Here is a 21567-nt window from a genome sequence, read left to right as displayed (position 1 = left end):
GTCACCCGGCTTCCTCCGGCTCGCACACGTAGTCGCGTGCGGGCAGTTCTCCGCTGGTCAGGTAGTCGTTCACGGCACGGTCCGCACACGGCACCGGTCGCATGCCGTCGGCTCCCCGGCCGAACACCCCGTGTGCCCGCACGTCCGCCGTCACCAGCCGGGAGCCGGTCAGTCTGCGGTGCAGGGCGAGAGCGCCGTCGTAGGGCACGTTGTTGTCGCGGCGGGCCTGGAGCATCAGCACCGGCCGGTCGTTGCCGATCCGCGTGCCGGGCTCGCGGGGGTGGCTCTGCCAGAAGGCGCACGGGGCGATCATGCCGTTGACGTACGGGCCGAAGACCGGCTCCGTGCCGCGGCTGCGCACGCTGTTCTGCCAGTACGTCTCCGGGTCCGCCGGCCAGCCTCCTGCCGGCCAGCCGCCGTCGCCGCACATGAACATGGCGCCGCCGATCATGCTGTCGGCCAGCGCCGGGGACTTCAGCAGTTCGAGCATCGCGGTCAGCTCGGGGCCGGGCTCGACCGGCGTGCCGTCGGCCGCGTCGACCAGGTCGCGCACGATGCCGGCCAGCGCCGCGTTCTGTTCTGCGTGCTGTACGGGCTGCTTGAGGATCAGGCGTACGACGCTTGCGTCGAGCGGTACGTCCGCGATGGTCAGCCGGCGCCGTTCGGTCCGGTCGAGCAGGGCCTGCACTTCTGCCCGTACAGCGGTCGCGCTGCTGCCCAGGCCGTACGTCCCGTCGCGACGCGCGGTCCAGGCGGCCCATTCGTCCAGGCCCTCCTCGGCGGCGGGCCCGGAGCGCTGGAACAGTTCGTACTGCGTCGCCGCCGGGTCGGTCGAGGAGTCGATGACGAAGCGGTCGGTTCGGCGCGGGAACATCTGCGTGTAGACGGCGCCCAGGTCCGCGCCGTAGGAGACGCCGTAGTAGGACATCGTGCGCTCGCCGAGCACGGCGCGGATCAGGTCCATGTCGCGTGCGACGTTGCGGGACGAGGCGTGCGGCAGCAGGTCGGCGTTGTCCCCGTACGCGTGGCAGCGCCGGGCGTCCTCACGCGCCGACCGTACCTGTCTGTCGAACTGCTCGCGCGGGGAGGTCTCCGCGCCCGGCGGCGGCGCCGGTTCCGCCGGCGCGCACCGCAGGGGGGTGCTCTCGCCGAGGAACCTCGGGTCGAAGCCGATCAGGTCGTAGCGGCTCGCCGTCTCCTTGAGCGCGGGGCGCAGCCCCAGGGTGTACGCGAGGCCGGTGCCGCCCGGGCCGCCCGGGTTGGACAGCAGGACGCCGCGGCGGTGCGCACGGTCGGATGCCCTGACGCGTGAGACGGCGATCTCGATCGTGCGCCCGCGCGGCGCCGAGTAGTCGAGCGGCACGGTGACCTTGGTGCACTCGGCGCCGGCCGCGCGCAGTTCCTCCTGCCCGGGCGAGCACCGGCCCCAGGAGAGCCGCTGGTGCGCGTAGGCCGCGGTGCCGGGGCTGCTCACCTGAGCCGCGTACGAGGCGGGTGGCGGGCTCGGTGTGCTGCGGTTGGCCGACGCCGTGGCGGGCACGGCGCCGGCCAGCAGGCCGGTCAGGCCGAGCCCGGCGCAGAGAGCGGGTGCGACGCGCATCGAACTCCTCGGAGATATCGCGGGTTTGCCCTGGCACCGCGACGCTACGGAGACCGTCCCACCCGCTCCATCCGGCCACCCGCCGTGTCCGCCCTGGTGCCAGCCCCCGCACACCTCAGGGCGGGGACGCCGGTCGCGGAGTCCCCGCCCCGTGTTCGGTCAGCTCCAGGTCATGTTGATCTCACGCCCGAAGTTGACGTATCCGGCGCGGCGGAAGGCGTTCGCCATCGGGACGTTGCCGAGGTCCGTGGCCGCGCGGATACGGGGAACGTGCTGTTCCGCGAGGATCCGGGTGCCCTCGGCGAGGAGGTCGTCGATGTAGCCCCTGCCGCGGTGTGCGGGCAGGACCGCGATGTAGGCGATGATCGCGTTGTACGGGTTGCGGGCCGGGACGACGAACCCGACCGGCTCTCTGTCGGGCAGGGTGGCGATGCGCCACCAGTCCCGCGGGCTCGGGTAGCGGGCCAGCTCGTCCTCGTAGTGCCGGACGGCTGCTTCGCGTACGGGCATCCGGGTCAGGTCGGCACGGCTGTGCGCGTTCGGCGAGGTCGTCCGGCAGTTCCCCGTTGAGGACGTAGGGCAGCCGGGAGAAGAGGTCGAGTTCGTCGCGTCCGGTGATCGGACGCAGGGTCAGGTCGTTCGTTTCTACGGTCAAGGCACGCTCCGGTGAAGGCGCCCGTACGTACCGGGGTCAGACGCGGTCCGTACCCCGGGAGGACACAAGCGCGGTGATCACGGGGATCATGGGCTTATCCCTCCTCTCGCTGTCGCGGCCCTCAACCCTCGTGGCGGGGTCCGGCGGTAAGGACTATCCGGTCCCGGCCCTCGTCCGCAAACCCTCTTCGATGGCCCGTCTCCAGCAGCGTGTTCCTCACGCCAGGGATCGAGGGCGTGCTTGCCGTGGGTAGCGCCGGCTTCGAGTCGCCGCAGCACCTCGGGCCCGTCGGCCAGGCCGTGCACCCGGGGAGTGCCTGGCGCGTAGACGCCGTTGGTGATGAGCGCCTCGATCTCGGTGAGCAGTGACCGGTAGAGGGCCGGGGCCTCGGTCGCGAGCGCCCCGATGTGCAGGCCCTTGATCTGGACGTGGTGGGTGAAGACCAGGTCGTGCGTGGTGACGGCGGCGTCGCCCGAGGCGGCTCCGAAGACGACGATGCGGCCGGTGAAGGGTTTGGTGACCGCCAGGCTGGTCTCGAACGTGGCCCTGCCCACCGATTCCAGGACCAGGTCGACCCCGGCCCCGCCGGTCAGCCGGGTGATCTCGGCGGCCAGTCCGGGACGGCGGCTGTCCAGGACCTCGTCGGCGCCGAGTGCTGTGACGGTGGCGTGCTTGGCCGGGGAGGCCGTGGCGATCACGCGGGCGCCGTAGTGGCGGGCGAGGCGGACGGCGGCCTGTCCGACGCCTCCGGCCGCGGCGTGGATGAGCACCGCATCGCCGGTCCTGATCTCGCCGAGCGGCTTGAGCGCCGCCAGCGCGGTGGCCCAGTTCAGCACCATTCCGAGCGCTTCGGCGTCGCTCCAGCCGGCCGGTACGGGCAGGGCGCCGGCGGCCGGCATCGTCATGTACTGCGCGAACGCGCCCGGGCCGGCCCCGATGACGTGGGTGCCGAGCGGGTACGGACTCTCGACGTCCGCGCCGGTCCCCACGATCTCGCCGGCGGCTTCGAAGCCCGCCACGTAGGGTGCCTGCGGCCCTCCTCCGTACGTTCCACGCGTCTGCATGACGTCGGCGAAGTTGACCCCTGCGGCGCCGACGCGGATCAGGTAGTCGCCGGGCCCCGGTGCGGGACGGCGGTGGCCGGTAGTGAGGGCCAGGTCCTGCGGTCCCCGGTGCGAGTGCTGGATCAGTGCTCGTATCGTGTGGTCGGCGGTCTGCTGCGGCTCGTTGGTCTCCATGCACCAGAACGTAGGAGCCTGACACTTACGTCAAGGTCAAGCGGCTCTCAGAGGCCGGCGCGGCGGGCCCGGCGAAGGTAGGCGTCCAGGGCCGTCTGCTGCTCGCTGAGAGCGGCGATACGGGCGGCGAGCCGGTCGCGATAGCTCTGCACCTCGTGCAGGAACTCCGCACCCACGGCCCCGGTCCCGGCATCGGGCCCGTCGGCGAGGCCGGGCAGGACTTCCCTGATCAACCGCACCGGCAGCCCGGACTCCAGCAGGGAACGGATGACGTGCACCCGGTCGATCGTGGACTGGCAGTAGTCGCGGAACCCGTTGCTGAAACGGCCGGGGACGATCAGGCCCTCGTCCTCGTAGTGCCGCAGCGAGCGGGCACTCACCCCACTGGCCCGGGAGGCTTCACCGATCTTCATATCCGCAGACAACGTCCGGGATCACCGGGGTCTTCCCGGTTCAGCCCACCGGGGCGCCGCGGCGCAGCGTGTCGCCGGCGGTGCCGGTGCGCTGCATGCGGTGCCAGCCCAGCCGGGCGCCGAGCAGCGCGGTGAACACCGACTGGATCACGACGAGGTACATCAACTGCCGGTAGACGAACAACTGCAGCGGCAGCGTCCACAGCGCGCCCAGGCGCTCCCGGTCCAGCCGCAGCGCGTAGACGGCCGCGACGAGCTGAACGGCCGTGAAGCCCAGCCAGACCTGCAGCGCCTGCCCGGCGTCCTGGAAGCACAGCCCGTAGACGGCGTACAGGTCGACGATCGGCGCGAGCAGGGGCAGCAGGGTCTGGAAGACCCACAGATAGCTCAGGCCCCGCCGGCCGAACCGGCCCGCCGCTCCGCGTTCGACGAAGGCGCGGCGGTGCTTCCACATCGCCTGCAGCGTCCCGTAGCACCACCGGTAGCGCTGCTTCCACAACTGCTTGACGGTGGCGGGGGCCTCCGTCCAGGCGATGGCGTCCTCCACGTACACCACCCGCCAGCCGGCCCGGCACAGGGCCATGGTCAGGTCGGTGTCCTCGGCGAGGGTGTCCTCGCTCAGTCCGCCGACGCCGAGCAGCGCCTGGCGGCGGAAGGCGCCGATGGCGCCCGGCACGGTCGGCATGCACTCCAGGAGGTCGAACATCCGCCGGTCGAGGTTGAACCCGATGACGTACTCCAGGTGCTGCCAGCGGCCCAGCAGCCCGCGCCGGTTGCCGACCTTGGTGTTGCCGCTGACCGCGCCGACGGCCGGGTCGGCGAACGGCTGGATGAGCCGGTGCACGGCGTCCGGTTCGAAGACCGTGTCACCGTCGATCATCACCACCAGGTCGAAGTGGGCCCAGCCCAGCCCGGTGTTCAGCGCCGCGGACTTGCCCGCGTTCTCCTGCCGGATGACCATCAGCCGCCGGTCCCGCGCCGCCACCGCGTTCGCGATCTCGTAGGTACGGTCGCTGGACCCGTCGTCGACGACGATGATCTGGATGTACGGATACGTCGAGGCCAGCAGCGAACGAAGCGTCGCCTCGATCCCGGCTTCCTCGTTGTAGGCGGGGACGATGACGGTGACCGGTTCATTGACCTCATCGGCGCGCCGGGACGGGCGCCCGCGCCGTACGCGGCGCACATGCCGGCGGGCGAAGGAGAACAGCAGCAGCATGCGCAGCACCGTCAGCGCCCCTGCCACCACCAGCAGCCACGTCATGCCGACCGCGAAGGCGTGCGCACCGGCCTGCGCCCACAGCAGCCCGGTGCCGCGCACCTTGGCGGCGAACGAGGCGTCGGTGGACCCGGCCGGCAGCTTCAGCGCCGCGGAGACGGTGGTGAACTCGGTACCCGCGGAGCGCCGCTGAAGCAGCTTGGCCACGTCCGTATACGCGGCCGGGGTGTGCCCGTACTGCAGGACGCCGTCTCCCGCGGCCACGATCAGATACCCGTCTCCGCCCGCCCGCTCGGCCGCCTCCCACTGAGCGGCGCACAGCTTCTCCGGGGTCGTGGTGTGCGGCAGGCGCAGCAGCCTGGTGTGCACCCCGGCGCTGCCGGACAGCACGTTCTGCGAGAGGGACAGCTCCAGCGTGCTGCGTACCGTGCCCGTCTGTCCGAGATCGGTGGCGGTGTAGGTGTACGAGCCCAGCTCGTGGCCCTCCGCGCGGATGCGGTCGACGAGGCCGGGGTGCTTGGCGGCCTCCGCGCCCGTGACGAAGAAGGTGGCCTGGGCCTTGTGCGCGCGCAGCAGGTCCAGCAGCCGCGGGGTCTGGACCGGATCCGGCCCGCCGTCGAAGGTCAGGGCGGTGACGTCGCCCTGCGGAGCCGCCGACTCGGCCCTGCCTCCCGTGATGCGGAACACCGGTCCGCCGTCCCTGACCTCCTGGGGGGCGGGGGAGGTGCAGCGCTGTGCGGGGAGCGTGGCGGCGCCGATCTGGTGGTAGGTGAAGCCCTCGAAAAGCAGCGCGGCGGCGCACACGGTCAGCGTCAGCAGCAGCAGGAACCAGTGCGCTCGCGGATCACGCCGTCGCGCGTGCCGGCTCAATGACCGCCACCGCCGCCCGTGCCCACCGGATGATCGGTCCGGTTACCGGCTCCGCCTCCGCCGGTGCCGGCCCTCCGCGTGGCGCCGGGCACCAACGTTTCCGCATCGGTGGCGGCCGGGCCGCTGCCGGGAGAGGCCGTGCTGCCGGCGGTCGGGGACGGCTCCTCGGTGCTGTCGGAAGCGGACGGCTGAGAGGCGGTACGCGACGGGGTGTCGTCCTGCGGGGTCGCCGGCGCCGCCGAGGGCGCCGCCCTGCCGGATTCCACGGGTGCCGGGGAGGCGGCGGGCCGCCCTTCCCCGGACCCTTTACGCACCCACGGCGCCCCGCCGCCGGGACCCGCCCCGAAGAGACCGGCCACCAGCACCACCAGATAGCCCGCGCAGGCGAGACCGGCCGCGGCCATCCCGTACCGGACCAGCCGCCGGCGCCGGCCGTTGTCGGCCACGAAGACCTGCGTGCCCGCAGCATGCTCCGGGGACCCAGCCCTCCGGCGCGGGGGCGGCACAGGGCCTCCGCGCCCGGCGGCTCTTGTACGGCGACTCATGGTGCTACCTCAGCGGGGTCCTCTCGGATGACGGAAGCCGCACCACCGCGGGCCTCCCACCCCTTCAGCGTCACGAGACCGCTTAGCGTCACATCTTGCCGCCGTCCGGCCGGAGCCGGATACTCCCCTTTGGGAGTTTGTCAGGAACACGACGACCTCGCCGCCCTGACCGCTGCCGCTTTCGTGTCCCTACCCTCCACGCGGCCGGGCCCACCGGCCAGACCGCGGGGCGCGAGCCCGTACTGATGCCTGAGGAGGCAGAGTTGAGGCTCAAGCGCACGGCCCTGACCCGGGCGGCCACCGCAATCACCACGGGATTGCTGGCCATGGCAATCGCACACCCCGCCGCACAGGCGGCACCGGATCCGGCCAACGCGACCGCCGCTGCCGCGGCCATCGCCGCCACGAACGTCGAAGGCACCGCCTGGGGCAAGGACGCCACCGGGGGCCTGCAGGTCACCGTGGACTCCACCGTCTCGGCGGCCGAACTCGCCAAGCTGAAGAACGCCGCAGCCGACTACGGCAGCACCGTCACCATCGAACGCACCAACGGCGTGTTCCGGCCACTGCTGTCCGCCGGCGACGCCATCTACGGCGGAAACTACCGCTGCTCGCTGGGCTTCAACGCGGTCAGCGGGAACACCTACTACTTCCTCACCGCCGGCCACTGCGGCAAGGTCGCCGACACCTGGTACACCGACCAGGCACACAACACGCTGATCGGCCCCACCACCGGCTACAGCTTCCCGGGCAACGACTACGCCCTGGTCCGCTACGACAACACCTCCCTCAGCCACCCGGGCGGCTTCACCGCCGCCGACGCCTTCGTGGGCGAGTCCGTCACCCGCCGGGGCTCCACCACCGGCACCCACAACGGCACGGTGACCGCGCTCGACGTGACGGTGCGCTACCAGGGCGGCGGCACCGTCCGCGACATGATCCAGACCACCGTCTGCGCCGAGCCCGGCGACTCCGGCGGCCCGCTCTACGACGGCAGCAAGGGCCTGGGCATCACCTCCGGCGGCAGCGGCGACTGCCGCTCGGGCGGCACGACCTTCTACCAGCCCGTGAAGGAAGCACTCGGCGCCTACGGCGTCAGCCTCCTGTGACGGTCCTCCTGTGACTGTCCGGCCTGACCGGAACGCGGCCCTGGGCGGGGACCTCGCCCAGGGCCGCGTTGTACGCGACCGTGGCCCAGGTGCATAGAGGAGGACACCTACCTCACGGACCTGCGAAGCGCTTCGCACCCTCATCCAGACATCTCGATCCCGTGCATGTCGAGGACGGCCGCCGCCCGGGGCTGTCAATTTCACATCAGCCGTTCCAGCTCCTTTCTCCCGCGCCTGATCAGCTCGAACGCAGTCACGGGGTTCGGATGCCGTCGACGCAGGGGGTTGCGTCCCACTATCTGTGTGACTCGGATCACCCGCGCGGTATCGAGCGGTAGCTCAGGACGTCCGCGCGTCCGCTGGGGGAGTACTGCGTGGACTGGCGGTTTCCCTGATGTACGCATCCAGGCGTGCCCGGTATCGTTGAGGACACTGTCAGTGATGTTGTGGATACGGGAGGCAGTCGTGGCCCGCGCGTGGGAAGCCGATCCGTCTGCGTTATTCGTCAAGCGCCTCGGTAAGTCGGCGGCGGAGCTGGGCAACTCCAAGGACGACGACGAGTGCCCGGACATCTGGCAGCTGAGCAACGGTGACGTTGCCGTGATCGGCCGCGATCTCACCGCGCACTACCGGTCGCGCCTGCCGAGCGAGGTGAACCTGGGGCCGGACGAGCGGTTGGTCGTCATCCCGGGCAACATGCTGAGTGCGGCGAAGGTGGACATTCCCGATGCTTGATCTCCTCGCTCCTGGACTCCCGGACGAGCTGGGTGAGCGGCTCACACGCCAGGACTACAAGCTGGACTTCCGGCAGCGGCGCGCCGCGATCCGCGATGGGGAGTCCTGGAAACTGGAGCGGTTGCAGCACTTCGAGGAGACGAACGACGACAGCCGGGAGGCGCTGCGTCAGGGGGACTGGCCAGCAGTGTTACGGCTGTTCAAGGCCGACCGTGACGCCTTGGTTCGAAAGGCCAGGGATGAAGTGTCGCGCAGGGCGGTCTTTCATCGTATTCGTGTGGTTGAGGAGCCGCTGACGCCGTACCTGCAGTGGGAGCTGCACTGGCTACGACTGAGCGCGGAATGCGGGCATTCCGTTCGCGTCCTGCCTGCTTCCGCGGTCGCTGCCGCGGAGGGCAATGTGCTGCTGCCGGAGTTGAACCTTCTGAACAATCGGGTTCTCTACCGTGTGCTGTACACCGCTGCCGGTCAACCGGACGGGGCGATTCGCTTCACAGATCCCAGCACCGTGAGGAACTGGGCGGAGTATCTCCGGGAACTGTACGCGGCTGCGGAGGACGTCCAGGCGTACTTCGACCGTGCCGTGGCCGACCTGCCTCCGCCGCCCGCGGCCTGACGGAGGGCGCATCGATCGACGTGCCTACAGAGGGCAACAGGCGCGACCCGGAGACTCGCAGAACGACCTCTCCGGGTCATCTCGCGATGTCGTACAGGCCGGGAGCGTCACCGGTGACATCCACTTCCACCACGTCGCCGCCTCGGGGCCATCGGGGCCCGTCCCACGCCAGCTCCCAGCCGACGTGGGCACCTTCGTCAACCGCTCCGACGAACTGGGACAGCTGAACGCGGTGCTTGCCGACCGAAACGGCGGGCGCGTCGTCGTCTCCGTTCACGTGGTGGCCGGCACGGCGGGCGCGGGCAAAACCTCGCTGGTCCTGCACTGGGCGCACCGGGTCAAGGACCAGTTCCCCGACGGCCAGCTCTTCGTCAACCTCCGCGGGTACGATCCCGGAGAACCGGTCACAGCCGCGCAGGCACTTCAGCGCTTCCTGCGGGCCCTGGGCGTGGCCGCGGCCGAGGTACCCCAGGACGTCGACGACGCAGCAGCAATGTACCGCTCACTGATCGCCGACCGCCGGGTCCTGATCCTCCTGGACAATGCGGCCACGGTCAGCCAGGTCCGGCCGCTGCTCCCCGGTGGAGGAGACAGCCTCGTCGTGGTCACCAGCCGCAGTCGCCTGGCGGGTCTCTCGGTGCGTGACGGCGCCCAGAGGATCACCCTTGGCACGCTTCCTGAGCCGGAGGCGGTCGCTCTGCTGCGCGCGGTTACAAGGGGCTACCGACCCGAGGAAGACGGCGACAAACTGGCAGAACTAGCGCGCCTGTGCGCCCGTCTGCCGCTGGCCCTGCGAATCGCCGCGGAACGGGCCGCCAGCCACCCGCACATGCGACTTGACGATCTCATCAGCGATCTGCGTGACGAGTCCGCCCTCTGGGACGCCCTCAGCACCGGCATCGATGACGAGGCCGAGGCCATCCGTTCGGTCTTCACCTGGTCCTACCGCGCTCTCCCCACGCACTCGGCCCGCCTCTTCCGCCTCCTCGGCCTGCACCCCGGAGCGGCGTTCAGCCTCCCCGCTGCCGCCGCCCTCGGTGACGTCACACCCAGCCGAACACGCCAGCTACTCGACGATCTGGTCGGGGCCCACCTGCTGGAGCAGACCGCTCCGGACCGGTTCCAGTTCCACGACCTCTTACGCGCGTACGCCACCGACCTGGCGCAGGCGGAGGAGTCGTACGACCAAAGGCAAGCTGCACGACGACGCGTCCTCAGCTGGTACCTGCACACCGCCGACGCCGCCCAGACGTGGCTTTATCCATCAGAGGACCACCTGCCACTGCCTGAACCGTTGCCGGAAGTCACGCCCCTCGTCTTCACCGACTACAACGCCGCCGTCGACTGGTCCGAACGGGAGCAGGGCAACTTCCTCCCCGCCGTGCGCGACGCCGCCCGAAACGGAATGGACGAGACGGCTTGGCAGTTGGCCACCGTCCTGTGGTTCGCACGTCCCGCCTCCTCGTCGGAGCGGGACTGGCTGGAGCTGGGCCGAATCGGACTGGAGGCAGCGACAAGACGAGAGGACCAGAGAACGCAGACACGGCTGCTCATCAACACGGGCATCGCGCACAGGGCTCTGAACAATTTCTCCAAAGGCCTGGACGCTTTGAAGCGAGCCGTCACGTTGGCTCGCAGTTCGCAGAGCCGGTTCGACGAGGCCCAAGCCCTCAACCTCATGGGCCTGATCCATCTACGACAGCGCGAACTCGACCTGGCGGACGCGCATTTCGGGCAGGCCATGTCCGTCTTCCGAGGCCTGGGAAATGCTCAACGAGCCGCCACCGCACTGTCCAACATCGCCAGCACTCGCCTGAGCGCCGGCCGCCTGCCTGAAGCCGCCTCAGTCATCGACGAGGCGCTTGCCGCGCACCGGGCCCTGGCCAATCGTGGCGGTGAAGGCAACCTTCTTCGGATCGCAGCCGCCCTGCGACTCGAAGAGGGCGACACGGATGCTGCCCGGCGATCCATCGACGAGGCTCTCGACATCGCGCTCGCCCTCCGCGACCACACCCGGGAAGGCTTCTGGCTTCTCACCCTCGGCGACATCCAGCGCACCGCCGCCCAGCACGGCGACGCCCTGACCTCCTACCAGCGCTCCGCCATGCTCCACCGACGCCTTGGCGACCGCAGCCGCGAGGCCCTGGCCTGGCGTGGCACGGGCCAGACGTATGCCGCGATGGACCGCCACGGCGAGGCCGCCACCTTCCACCGCCAGGCCGCGGCCGTTCACCGCGACCTGGGGGACACCTGGCAGCTCGCCCTGGAACTCGACCACCTGGCCGCAGCCGTTCACCCGGAGGACCCCGAGACTGCCCGTGGCCACTGGATCGAGGCTCTGACCCGCCTGACCCCGTATATCGACCCCCGGGCCACGTCCATCCGCTCCCGCCTGGAAGCGTTGCTGACCCGTGCTGCCGGTTGACACCGTCGCTGATGTGGCCATTGACGCCACCAAGCACGACGGAGATCTAGCGTTCGAGGAACGCCGGGCTCAGGTGGAGGAGGCCCTCTTCGGTTCACCGCGTTCCTCCTCGCGGCCCCCATCGCATCTGCCGTGAACGCACTTCGTTCTCCTGCCCTCCGCCGAGATCGGATAGGACGGACTCCATTCGAGGTAACCGGAGCCCGTCTCCCGACCACCAGGCCATCGTCGCGGCACGAGCAGGAAGCAGCCGATCGAGTGCGGCGACCGGGGCGGGTGCAGGCTCCGACGGACGTCGAGCGCTCCTTCAGCCCCGGACACCAACAATGCTGCCCTCGCCCTGTGGCCAGTCAGGCGATCTCCTCGCGAACGGCGTCCAACGCCGCAGGGGCCTGCGTGCTGTACGCGACCGTGGCCCAGGTGCACACGCCCGCGGCGGGCGGATAGGAGGCGGCGAAGCCGCTCTCCCCGCCGTGGGTTTCCGCGAGTTCGCGGACCGCGTCGAGGGACACCCGGCGGCGCTCGGCGCACCGGGCGGCGAGACGGGTGTTGAGGTGCGGGGTGTGCGTGTCGTACGCCACCGCCTGGAAGGCACCGCCGTCGTCGCGGCGGAGTACGAGGTGGACCATCCCCCCCGCGCCGGTGAAGCGGCAGGCGTGGACGGTGAGTTCGTGGACGAGACCGAGTGCCGGCTCGATGAGTCCGTCTTCGACCCCGTGTACGCCGAGGACGGCTACCGCCGCTTCGTGTGCGATCACCGGTGTTCCGGTGGCGGAGGGGAGGGTCAGCCCGTAGACGAAGTGGGCGGCGGAGGGCTCGCGGAGGTCGGGGGGCGGCGGCGGGCAGTGGGTGATCGCCGGTGCGGACTGGAGCGTGTACGGGGAGCCGAGTGTGTAGGCGGGCAGGCTGGATCGCGGTGGCCCTGCGGGAGTACGGGTGGGAGATGCGTTTTCGGGCATGACGACTCCATTCAGTGGTGTGAACACCGGTACGGGGGCGTGTCGTTGACGGCACGGGATGAGTTGTGGGGGTAGGTGCCGTGCGGCACAGGGCAGTTGGGCGACGCGGCGAGGCAGTGGCTCGTCTCCCTGGCGCGAACACACCCCTCCCAGGGCAGGAGGACATGGGCAGGCTCGCGCGATGCTCTTCTCATGCGCCTTGCGTGAGCGTCGCATCACTTACGGTAGGGCAACGGGTGGCCCATATGCCATACTCTCCAAGGCACTTAGCCACCAATGGATTACGGTGGCCGCACCCGGCAGACTGGGACACGCCCTGAAGAGGAAGGCGATCGATGGCGCCACGCACCACACCTACGCAGCGGCAACGCAGGCTTGGCGCAGAGATCAAGAAGATGCGCACGGAGGCAGGCGTCACCGCCGAGTACGCCGCGGGCCTGTTGGGAGTCGATCGAGGGAAGATCTCGAACATCGAGACAGGCACCCGCAACATCAGCCCTGACCGCCTGCGGACGCTGGCGACACACTGCGCATGTGCAGACGAGCAGTACCTGTCCGCGCTCACGGACATGATCCAGCCTTCCCAGGACCGCTGGTGGGACGAGTACAGGGGGAGGATCTCGCCCGGCCTGCTGGACATCGTTGAGCTGGAGTGGCACGCGGCTCGCATCCAAACGATCCAGACCGTCCACGTGCCTGGGCTGCTCCAGACCGAGGACTACGCACGGAGTGTCTTCGCGGCGGTTCTCCCCGCTCTGTCACGCCTCGAAGTCGAGTTGCGCGTCGCTCATCGCATGGACCGACAGCGCGTTCTGAACCGGGACGAGCCGGTGCCGTACGTGGCATACGTGCACGAGGCCGCGTTGCGCATGCTGTTCGGGGGACGGGACACGAGCAGGGGCCAGCTCAACGCGCTACTCGAATTGAGCGAGCGACGAAACGTCGTCGTGCGTGTCGTTCCCGTTGAGCTGGGAAGCTTCCCAGGAGCCGGGCACGCGCTGCTCTATGCGGAGGGGCCCGTGCCGCAACTCGACACGGCGCAGCTCGACTCGGCGCACAGCCCCGAGTTCATGCATGCGGACCTGCAACTCTCGAAGTATCGAGCCCATTTGGAGTGGATGGACAAGATGAGCCTTCCCGCCAATGCGTCAAGAGACTTCTTCCACGCCATCCTCAACGACCTGTAAGGATTCGACCGTGACAGACATCAAGTGGGAAGCCCCCTTCTGCGGAGAGGGAAACAACTGCTTCCGCATCGGGACCGACGCTGACGGCAACGCCTATGTAGCCGTAGCGGGCCAGGAGGACACCTACCTCACCGACACCCGCGAAGCCCTGCGCACCCTTATCCAGGACATCAAGGCAGGCAAAGCCGACCACCTCCTGTAACCGCCCGAGGCGGCACGTACCCAACCCCGCGCCGGGCTACCGGTACAAGCTTCACCGCTCACGTGCTCGCGCAGAGTCACCTGATCGGGGATGGCGCCCCGCCCCACCGCCGTGTGCGACCAGACCGGTACCCCGCTTACGCACTCCGCCTCCTGGGCCGCGCCCACTGGCCCCGGCAGCCGCACCTGCCGCCGGGGTCAGCCCGCTGCCTCACGGTCACGGCTTGGAGGAACGTTACGGCCAGATCGAGTCGACCCACTCCGGGTGATCGATGAACGGGTTCCGGTTGTGCTGGATCTGGTCGAAGATCACCTGGTTGCGGTTCCTCTCGAAATCGCTCGGCGGATCCTGCTCGTTCCACTCCTTGAGGACCGAGAGCTTGCCGATGGCGGGCGCCGAGCCGTTGTCGACCTGGTCGTTGGGCTCCAGGTCGGCGAAGCCGTCGTCGCCGTCGTAGCGGACGGCCATGTAGAGGATCATGCGGGCAACGTCGCCCTTGACCTCGTCGCGGGGCTCGAAGGAGTCGTCGTCGGTGAGGCTTTCGGGGGCCTGGTCGACCGGGCTGCCACCGTAGTCGAAGTCCTTGTTCCCGCGGGCGCTGTTGACCGTCACGTCTGTGGGGCGCAGGTGGTGCACGTCGGTGCCCGGACCGGTCGACGTACCGAAGTCGCCGTGGCTCTTGGCCCAGACGTGCTCGCGGTTCCAGTCGTCGGCGTCGCCGCCGTGGGAGTCCTTGCTCTGCGAGTAACCGCTGTAGAGGAGGATGACGTTGTCCGGGTTCTCCGGGTCCTCGTCGGTCTCCATGAGTGCGTCCCAGACCTGGTCGTACGAGATCTTGGTCTGGTCGCTGATGATCGTGTGCAGGGCGCTCTTGAGCTGGGCGCCCTCCTTGCCGAGCGCGTCCTCGTAGTACGTGTCGTCGTACGCCGTGACGGAGGACGTTGCGGGTTCGGAGGGCGTTGCCGCGAGGGAGGGCAGCGTACCGGTGGCCGTCGCGGCCAGAGCCACGGCGGAGATCAGCGCGGTGCGCGGTATTCGGGACGTGTCCACGGAAGGACCTCTCTCCGGGAGTTCACCTGCCGCTGCCGGGTGTGGGGGGCACGGCACGTGGGCCGGCCGGGTGCCGGACCTCCAACGAGAGTGACAGCAGGCGCAGTTGGCTTCAAGAGCGTCTCCGCAGGTGGCCGCGCGTAGACCGATTTCCCGTGTGGTCGCGGTGTCCGGCAGGACTGGTGGTCGGCGAGCAACCGGGCGTCGTACCGCGGTGGTGGCTTCACTCCACAGTGCAGGGCATCTGCCCGGCCACCTGCTGTAGCCGCGCGGGGCCGAGGCTTACCGTCGGCCCGCCGGTCCGGCGGTGTGCGGCCCCCGGTGTCGCGCCGTAGGCGGCTACGTGTGCCGTGGCCGGAGGGCCGCTGCCGTCTGGCGGGCGGCGAGGGCCGCGGGCAGGGCTACCGGGATCGCCAGCAGGGCCGCGCACGCTGCGCGGTACCAGAACGTGCCGGTCAGGGGGCCCTCCGCCAGGCCGTCTGCCGTCCAGCGGGCCACCTCCGCCAGGGCAGGCAGCACCAGGAGTACGAACCAGGCGGCCACCCGGCGAAGCCCGCCAGCCACACCCAGCGGAACCACCGGCCGGCGCGTATGTCCGCGGGGGCGGCTTCGGCCAGTTCCGCCGTCTGCCGCGGCGTCAGCCTGCCGAGGGCGCGGCGGAGCGGCAGTGACTTCACCCGCCACAGGTCGCGGCAGCCCAGGGCGTTGACCAGGACCGCGTAGAGGTCGGTCCGCAGGAAGACCATGCACTGCCAGAGGATCTGGCCGGTCTTGATCAGTATCCAGGCGGCCAGCAGTTCGTCGGCGGTGGTGGGCGGGCTCCAGTGGCCGGTGTCGATCAGGAGGCGGGCGACGAGGGCGGCGGCGAGTTGGACCGCGTCGACGGCCAGGCCCGCCAGCAGGGGCCCGTAGCGGAGCCGGCGTTCGACGGTCCACAGCTGGGTGAGGTCCGTCTCGACGACCAGCATGACCATGCGGCGGTCGACGCCGAAACGGCTGCGGACGCCCACGGCGCGGGCGGCCAGCCAGTGGCCCGCCTGGTGGGCGGCGACGGCCAGCAGGGCGAGGGGGATCAGCAGCAGTCGCCCCAGGCCGGTGTCGGTGAAGACGAGCGCGTCCGCGGAGGGGTCGGGCAGCAGTGCCGGGCGGAGTGCCAGAACGGCGACGGCGACGGCGGCGCACAGGGCGTAGCAGGTCCAGGCGGTCGGGCCGAAGAACCGCCGGGCGGTCTCCTGGCGGACGCCGGCCAGCCGGCGGCGGCCCTGGACGGGCGCGGTGCGCTCCACGCCGCGGTCGGCGCCGTCGTCGGGGAAGCCCAGCGAGGGTGGCGCCCCGTCGCAGGGCGCCGATCACCAGGCCGCCGACGGCGGGCATCGTGACGAAGGTGCCGGATTCCGGATCCCCGACGACGACGCCGTCGCCCTCCTGCACCACGCTGAGCGGGCGCAGCCGTACGGTGCCGGCCGCGGTCTCAGGCATCGGCGACCGCCACCGGCGGCGAAGCGGCGGGGCGGGCGGTCCGGCCGGGCCGGGCGGTGCGCGGCGGGGCCGTGGCGCACACGGCGCAGTCCGGGTCCCGGGTGAAGGGGACCCGGGTGGGGGTCAGGCCGTCGCGCAGGTCGACCTGGACGCGGTACCCGGCGGCCTGGGGCGGTTCGAAGCCGGTGAGGTAGCGCAGGGCCTCGTAGGCGACGAGGGAGCCGACCTGCATCGCGACGGGCGCGATCAGCGGGTTGCTCTGGGGCATCCGGGCGGTCAGCCGCATGGCCCGGCCCGCGGTGCTGTCCGCGTCCGGGTCTCCGGCCCGGTCGCAGGCCAGGCAGGGGCTCTCGCCGGGGTCCACGGAGGAGTACGAGATCTGGGTGCGCCCGGCACCGCCGAAGACGTAGGGGACGCCGGCCCGGACGGCGGCCTCGTTCACCCACAGGGTGGCGTCCGGGTGCCCGTCGAGACCGCCGGCGATCAGGGTGACGCCGTCGGTGAGGTCGGTCAGGTCCCGGGGGCCCGAGACCCAGCGGTCGACGGTGTGCACGCGGATATCGGGGTCGTAGGCGGCGACCCATGCGGCGGCGCGGTCCACCTTGGAGCGGCCGATGTCGTCGTGCCGGTAGAGGAACTGGCGGGAGAAGTTGCGCCGTTCGACCCGGTCGTGGTCGAGGAGGGTCAGGGTGCCGACGCCGAGACCCGCCAGGCACTGCACCAGGGACGAGCCGCCGCCGCCGACCCCGAGCACCAGCACGTGGGCGTCCGCCAGCCGGCGGACGTAGTCGCTCCGCGACCGCTCCAGGGAGGCGTAGCCGCCGAAGAAGGCGAGGTTGGAGAACTGCCGTTCCACTGCCTCCGGGCCGGCCAGATCGTGGTAGTCGGCGATCTCGACGAAGCCGAGCGAGTTCAGCCCGCCGAGGCCGGCGCGCACCTCCGTCTCGGTGACCGAAAAGCCGCGGGCGCCCAGGGAGGCGACGAGTTCCGCGGGGGTCTGCGGCGCCCGGTTCAGCTCGGTCAGAAGGGCCGCGATCCGGCCGTCCGGGTCGCGGAGGGTGACGGCCTCACGCGGGTCGAAGACCACGACCAGGTCTTCCCCGGCCGACTCCCACAGGCATTCCTTGAGGTTGACACGCACGGGCTCTCCTCAAATGACGATGCGGAGTCCCCCCGGCGGAGCAGCGCACGCGGGGGACGTGGCCGGGCTCTGGCTCACACGTAGAACACGGTGGCCTTGACGGGCTCCACCTTCTGCACCTTGATCTGCATGGTCTGGCACCTCCCCTCCGCCCTCGGCATCGAAAGGCTGTACCAGCGGGCTGACTTCACGCTGATCTGGCGCTGATCCACCGTGTAGGTTGATCTCCTCCCGGACCAGAATGGGGGTGTTCGAGCGTGCCGGAACGTGCCGAGCTGCGAGTGCTGGGGCCGGTGGGCGTGTGGGCCGGGGGACGGCGCCTGGGGCCGGACACCGCGCAGGACCGGGCGGTGCTGGCCATGCTGACCCTGGAGGCCGGGCATGTGGTGCCGGTGGCGCGGCTGGAGCGGGCCCTGTGGGGCGAAACGCCGCCGGCCTCCGCGCGCAACGCCGTACAGGGCCGGATCTCCGCGTTACGGCGGCTGCTGCGCGAGGCGGCGGCGGACGCCGAGGAGGTGGGCCTGGTCACGACGGCGGGGGGCTACCGCCTGCGGGTGGCCGGGGCGCGGATCGACCTGCACCACTTCCGGACCGGGGTACGCGAGGCGCGTCGGCTGAACGCCTCCGCGGCGGCCGAGAAGGCGCTGACCGCGGCGCTCGCCGAGTGGCGCGGTGCGGCACTGGCCGACGTCGCCGGCGACTGGCTGCCGGGCACGGTGGCACCGGCTCTGGAGGAGGAGCGGCTGGCCGCCGTGGAGGACCTGGCCGCGCTCCGGGCCGCTGCCGGACGGCACGAGGAGGTGGTGTCGGAGCTGACGTCGCTGCTCGCCGAGCACCCCCTGCGGGAGCGCCCGGCGGCGCTGCTGCTGACGTCGCTGCACCACTCCGGGCGGCGGGCGGAGGCGCTGGAGATGTACCAGCGGGTACGCCGCCGGTTCGTGGCGGAGCTGGGCATCGAACCGGGCCACGAGCTGCGCCAGGCGCACCAGGCGGTGCTCCAGGACGCCACGGTGGCCGCGGCCGGCAACGGCGGACAGGCGAGCCCGGCGGCAGCGGCGCCCGTGCCGCGCCAACTGCCCCCCGCCACTGCTTTCTTCACCGGTAGGCAGGAGGAACTGGCCGCCCTGGACGGGCTGCTGCCCGCGCCCGGCGACCAGGCACGGGCCGCCGCCCCCGTGACCGCGGTGATCGCGGGCACCGGCGGAGTCGGCAAGACGGCCCTGGTGGTGCACTGGGCCGCGGCCCGCGAGGAGCACTTCCCCGACGGCCAGCTCTACGTCAACCTGCGCGGCTTCGGCCCCTCGGCGGCGCCGCTGGAGACCGGCGCCGCGGTGCGGGGCTTCCTCGAAGCGCTGGGCGTCCCCCGCGAGCGGGTGCCGGACAACGCCGAGGCGCGGGTCGGCCTCTACCGCACCCTGCTGGCGGGCCGGCGCATGCTGGTCGTGCTGGACAACGCCCGGGACGCCGAGCAGGTACGGCCGTTGCTGCCGAACGCGCCCGGCTGCCTGACGCTGGTGACCAGCCGCCACGACCTCATCGGCCTGGTGGCCGCCGAGGGGGCGCGCCCGGTGCCGCTGGCCTCGCTGCCGCCCGCGCAGGCGCGGGAGCTGATGGCCCGCCGGCTGGGCGACCAGGCGGTCGCGGCGGAACCGGAGGCGGTGGCCGAACTCATCACCCACTGCGCGGGGCTGCCGCTGGCCCTGTCGATAGTGACGGCGCGCGCCGTGGCCCGCCCCGGCCTGCCGCTGTCCGCGATGCTGCCCGAACTCGGCGGGGCGGACGAGGCGACCGCCCGGCTCGACGCGTTCGACGGCGGGGACGCCCGTACCGACCTGCGGACCGTGCTGTCCTGGTCGTACCGCTGCCTCGGCCCGGACGCCGCCCGGCTGTTCCGGCTGCTGGGGACGCACCCGGTTCCCGAGATCTCGCTGACCGCCGCGGCCAGCCTGGCGGGAGTGACGCCGGTACGGGCGCGGCGCACCCTGACGGAGCTCAGCCGGGCCCACCTGGTCGAGGAGTCCCCGTACGGCCGCTATGCCTGGCACGACCTGCTGTGGAGCTACGCGCGGGAGCGGGCGGACGACGAGCTGCCGGCGGCGGAGCGGCGCGAGGCGGCGGCCCGCCTCGACGACCACCTGCTGCACACCGCCTACCACGGCGACCAGTTGCTCAACCGGCACCATCAACTGCCCGTCACCCCGCCGCCGCCGGCGGACGGCGTCACCGTCGTCCCGCCGCGCGACGAGCACGAGGCCCTGGCCTGGTTCCGCCGGGAACGGCAGACGCTGCTGGCCGCGGTCTCCGGCAGCGCACGTACCGGCCGGGACGTGCACACCTGGCAACTCGCCCGCGTGCTGCGCACGTTCCTCTACCAGCAGGGACACCTGTCCGACCAGGCGGACGTCCACCGCGCCGGGCTTGCGGCGGCACAGCGGCTGGCCGACTCCGCGGCGCGGGCGTACTGCCACTTCGGCCTCGGCCAGGCGCTGGTGCGGCTGCGCCGCGCCGAGGAGGGCGGGGCCGAGCTCCGCCGGGCGCTTCAGTTGTACGAGGACCGCTCCGATGCCGTCGGGCAGGCCGTGGTCCTCACCCAGCTCGCGGTGCTGGAGGGGCAGCACGGCAGCCCCGCCGACGCCGAGCGGCACGCGGAGCGGTCGCTGGAGCTGTGCCGCGGGGCGGGGCACCGGCCGGGGGTGGCGCTGGCCCTGAACAACCTGGGCTGGTACCGCGCGCAACGGGGCGACCTGCAGACCGCGTTGGAGTGCTGCGAGGAGGCCCTGGACATCCTCGTCGACCTCGGCGACACCGTGGGCCAGGCCGCCACGCTGGACAGCGTGGGCTTCATCCAGTTGCGGCTGGGCCAGCCGGAGCAGGCCATCACCAGCTACCGCCGGTGCCTCCGGCTGCTGTCCGGCCGGGACGAGCGGGTGTACCAGGCGGGCACGCTGCCCCAGCTCGCCGAGGCGCAGGAGGCGGCGGGCCGCCTGACCGAGGCGCGCGACACGCTGCGGCAGGCGCTGCACCTGCTGGTCGGGCTGGCGCCGAGCGAGACGGCGGAGGTACGCGACCGGCTGGCGGACGTCGAACGGCGACTCGCGAACCCCGCCTCGCGGGACGGCCGTCCGGAGTCCGGCACGATCTGATCGGGAGCAGACGCGCGCGTACCGCGTACCACGAAGGGACCCGGGCATGGAGAGCATCACCAAGAACAGGCAGTCCCCCGCCGTTCTCCGCGCCATGGTCGAGCGCGCCTACGGCGCCGGCCGGGTCCCCGACGGGGACGGGTGGGCCACCGAGCTGGGGCACGGGTGGTTCAACGTCGCGTACCGCATCCGGCTGCGGGACGGCGCCGAGGTGGTGGTGAAGATCGCGCCGCCGCCGGGGGTGGAGGTGCTGACGTACGAGCGCGGGTCACACGCCGGCAGCCTTGACGAGGTGACGAGCCGCGCCTCGTCGAGTGGGACCTGTGGGCCGGCAACGTCATGGTCCGCGACGGCAGGATCGTCGGGGTCACCGACCACGAACGCGCCTTCTTCGGCGACCCGTTGATCGAGTCGGGCTTCGCGGGCACCCAGTTGGCCGCCTTCGGCCATCCCGCGCCGTTCATGCGCGGATACGGCCACCCGGAGCTGACCGGGGCGCAGCCGGTGCGCCGGCGCCTGTACTGCCTTCACATGATGCTGATCATGGTCATCGAGACGGTGTACCGCGGGCACACCGACAGCACGCAGTACGACTGGGCGCGTATCCGCCTGGACGAGTCCATGGCCCTGTTCGGTCACCGCCGGCGCTGACGGCCGTGCCCCGCTCCACCGGCGGGGCACGGCCTTGTCGCCGCCCGGGTTACGTGCGGCTTATTTGCGGCCGAAGAGGCGCTTCCAGACGCTCTCGCTCTGTCCCTCCTCCTTGGTGCAGGTGCACCGCTGGGACTGCGGTACGCCGGCGAGGACCTGCTCGACGTGCATGCCGCAGCCGCGGTAGGTGGCCTTGCCGCAGGTGTGGCAGGTGGTGCGCTGGCACATGGGTGGTGCCCTACCTTTCAAGTCGTGGGTTCGAACTGGTCATTCGTAAGATCGGTGGGCCCAGGGGCTCTGGGTATGGCTGCATGGGTTGCGCCCTACCTT

Annotated in this window: 21 protein-coding genes; 10 read left to right on the top strand and 11 right to left on the bottom strand. The window is 71.3% G+C overall.

Annotation, left to right across the window (positions count from 1 at the left end; all coding sequences use genetic code 11):
* Position 1: 1 nt before the first annotated feature.
* The 5 genes from B124_RS28070 to B124_RS28050 form a co-directional block, all read right to left on the bottom strand.
* A complete protein-coding gene (locus tag B124_RS28070) occupies positions 2-1600 on the bottom strand; it encodes an alpha/beta hydrolase (protein ID WP_496505776.1) in 1599 nt (532 codons plus the stop codon).
* 159 nt (positions 1601-1759) lie between these two features.
* On the bottom strand, positions 1760-2110 hold the full coding sequence (locus tag B124_RS28065; RefSeq protein WP_496505775.1) for a GNAT family N-acetyltransferase: 351 nt from the start codon (positions 2108-2110) through the stop codon (positions 1760-1762).
* 231 nt (positions 2111-2341) lie between these two features.
* Positions 2342-3493: a zinc-binding dehydrogenase gene (locus B124_RS28060; protein ID WP_496505774.1), complete on the bottom strand. Its 1152-nt coding sequence runs from the start codon at positions 3491-3493 to the stop codon at positions 2342-2344.
* Positions 3494-3540: 47 nt separating this feature from the next.
* Positions 3541-3906, bottom strand: coding sequence for a MerR family transcriptional regulator (locus B124_RS28055; protein WP_496505773.1), 366 nt, complete (start codon positions 3904-3906; stop codon positions 3541-3543).
* A 40-nt stretch (positions 3907-3946) separates the two neighbouring features.
* Positions 3947-5995, bottom strand: a complete 2049-nt coding sequence (locus B124_RS28050) for a bifunctional polysaccharide deacetylase/glycosyltransferase family 2 protein (protein ID WP_496505772.1) — start codon at positions 5993-5995, stop codon at positions 3947-3949.
* Between the two features lie 63 nt (positions 5996-6058).
* Here B124_RS28050 and B124_RS28045 point away from each other — a divergent pair, with 63 nt between their 5' ends.
* From B124_RS28045 to B124_RS28025, 5 genes are all read left to right on the top strand, one after another.
* A complete protein-coding gene (locus tag B124_RS28045) occupies positions 6059-6187 on the top strand; it encodes a hypothetical protein (RefSeq protein ID WP_496505771.1) in 129 nt (42 codons plus the stop codon).
* Positions 6188-6803: 616 nt separating this feature from the next.
* Complete coding sequence (locus B124_RS28040; RefSeq protein ID WP_496505770.1) at positions 6804-7649, top strand: S1 family peptidase; 846 nt, start codon at positions 6804-6806, stop codon at positions 7647-7649.
* Positions 7650-8114: 465 nt separating this feature from the next.
* A complete protein-coding gene (locus B124_RS28035) occupies positions 8115-8384 on the top strand; it encodes a hypothetical protein (RefSeq protein ID WP_067020178.1) in 270 nt (89 codons plus the stop codon).
* Positions 8377-9000: a DUF6879 family protein gene (locus B124_RS28030; RefSeq protein WP_496505769.1), complete on the top strand. Its 624-nt coding sequence runs from the start codon at positions 8377-8379 to the stop codon at positions 8998-9000. Before B124_RS28035 ends, B124_RS28030 begins: the two co-directional genes overlap by 8 nt.
* A gap of 184 nt (positions 9001-9184) precedes the next feature.
* Positions 9185-11425: an ATP-binding protein gene (locus B124_RS28025; protein WP_496505768.1), complete on the top strand. Its 2241-nt coding sequence runs from the start codon at positions 9185-9187 to the stop codon at positions 11423-11425.
* 350 nt (positions 11426-11775) lie between these two features.
* On the opposite strand, the gene B124_RS28020 is transcribed toward B124_RS28025, so the two are convergent.
* Positions 11776-12384 carry an ATP-binding protein gene (locus tag B124_RS28020; RefSeq protein ID WP_496505767.1) on the bottom strand — a complete coding sequence of 203 codons (609 nt, stop codon included), beginning with the start codon at positions 12382-12384 and terminating at the stop codon, positions 11776-11778.
* Positions 12385-12719: 335 nt separating this feature from the next.
* Between B124_RS28020 and B124_RS28015 the strand changes: the two genes are divergently transcribed.
* Both B124_RS28015 and B124_RS28010 read left to right on the top strand, forming a co-directional pair.
* On the top strand, positions 12720-13571 hold the full coding sequence (locus B124_RS28015; protein WP_496505766.1) for a helix-turn-helix domain-containing protein: 852 nt from the start codon (positions 12720-12722) through the stop codon (positions 13569-13571).
* A 10-nt stretch (positions 13572-13581) separates the two neighbouring features.
* Positions 13582-13773 (top strand): hypothetical protein, encoded by a 192-nt coding sequence (locus tag B124_RS28010; RefSeq protein WP_496505765.1) that lies wholly within the window; start codon positions 13582-13584, stop codon positions 13771-13773.
* A 234-nt stretch (positions 13774-14007) separates the two neighbouring features.
* On the opposite strand, the gene B124_RS28005 is transcribed toward B124_RS28010, so the two are convergent.
* The 4 genes from B124_RS28005 to B124_RS27990 form a co-directional block, all read right to left on the bottom strand.
* The gene (locus tag B124_RS28005; protein ID WP_496505764.1) at positions 14008-14823 is read right to left on the bottom strand and encodes an endonuclease I family protein; all 816 of its coding nucleotides are present in this window, start codon (positions 14821-14823) and stop codon (positions 14008-14010) included.
* A gap of 455 nt (positions 14824-15278) precedes the next feature.
* A complete protein-coding gene (locus B124_RS28000; RefSeq protein ID WP_496505763.1) occupies positions 15279-16109 on the bottom strand; it encodes a hypothetical protein in 831 nt (276 codons plus the stop codon).
* 185 nt (positions 16110-16294) lie between these two features.
* Positions 16295-17443: a HesA/MoeB/ThiF family protein gene (locus B124_RS27995; RefSeq protein ID WP_496505762.1), complete on the bottom strand. Its 1149-nt coding sequence runs from the start codon at positions 17441-17443 to the stop codon at positions 16295-16297.
* A gap of 74 nt (positions 17444-17517) precedes the next feature.
* The gene (locus B124_RS27990) at positions 17518-17655 is read right to left on the bottom strand and encodes a hypothetical protein (protein WP_496505761.1); all 138 of its coding nucleotides are present in this window, start codon (positions 17653-17655) and stop codon (positions 17518-17520) included.
* A gap of 45 nt (positions 17656-17700) precedes the next feature.
* Here B124_RS27990 and B124_RS27985 point away from each other — a divergent pair, with 45 nt between their 5' ends.
* Genes B124_RS27985 through B124_RS27975 form a run of 3 tightly spaced genes read left to right on the top strand, consistent with a single transcriptional unit; the run spans position 17701 to position 21237 of the window.
* Positions 17701-20586, top strand: a complete 2886-nt coding sequence (locus B124_RS27985; RefSeq protein WP_496505760.1) for an AfsR/SARP family transcriptional regulator — start codon at positions 17701-17703, stop codon at positions 20584-20586.
* 46 nt (positions 20587-20632) lie between these two features.
* Entirely contained in the window at positions 20633-20992 is a 360-nt protein-coding gene (locus tag B124_RS27980) for a hypothetical protein (RefSeq protein WP_496505759.1), read from the top strand.
* The gene (locus B124_RS27975) at positions 20989-21237 is read left to right on the top strand and encodes a hypothetical protein (protein ID WP_496505758.1); all 249 of its coding nucleotides are present in this window, start codon (positions 20989-20991) and stop codon (positions 21235-21237) included. Before B124_RS27980 ends, B124_RS27975 begins: the two co-directional genes overlap by 4 nt.
* A gap of 60 nt (positions 21238-21297) precedes the next feature.
* Here the strand turns inward: B124_RS27975 and B124_RS27970 are convergent, their stop codons facing one another.
* Positions 21298-21465, bottom strand: a complete 168-nt coding sequence (locus B124_RS27970; protein ID WP_496505757.1) for a DUF8730 family Cys-rich protein — start codon at positions 21463-21465, stop codon at positions 21298-21300.
* Between the last annotated feature and the right edge of the window lie 102 nt (positions 21466-21567).

It is taken from the genome of Streptomyces sp. CNP082 (genome assembly GCF_059570535.1).
Note: the sequence above shows the minus strand (reverse complement) of the source record. Positions and strands in the feature narration are given on the sequence as shown.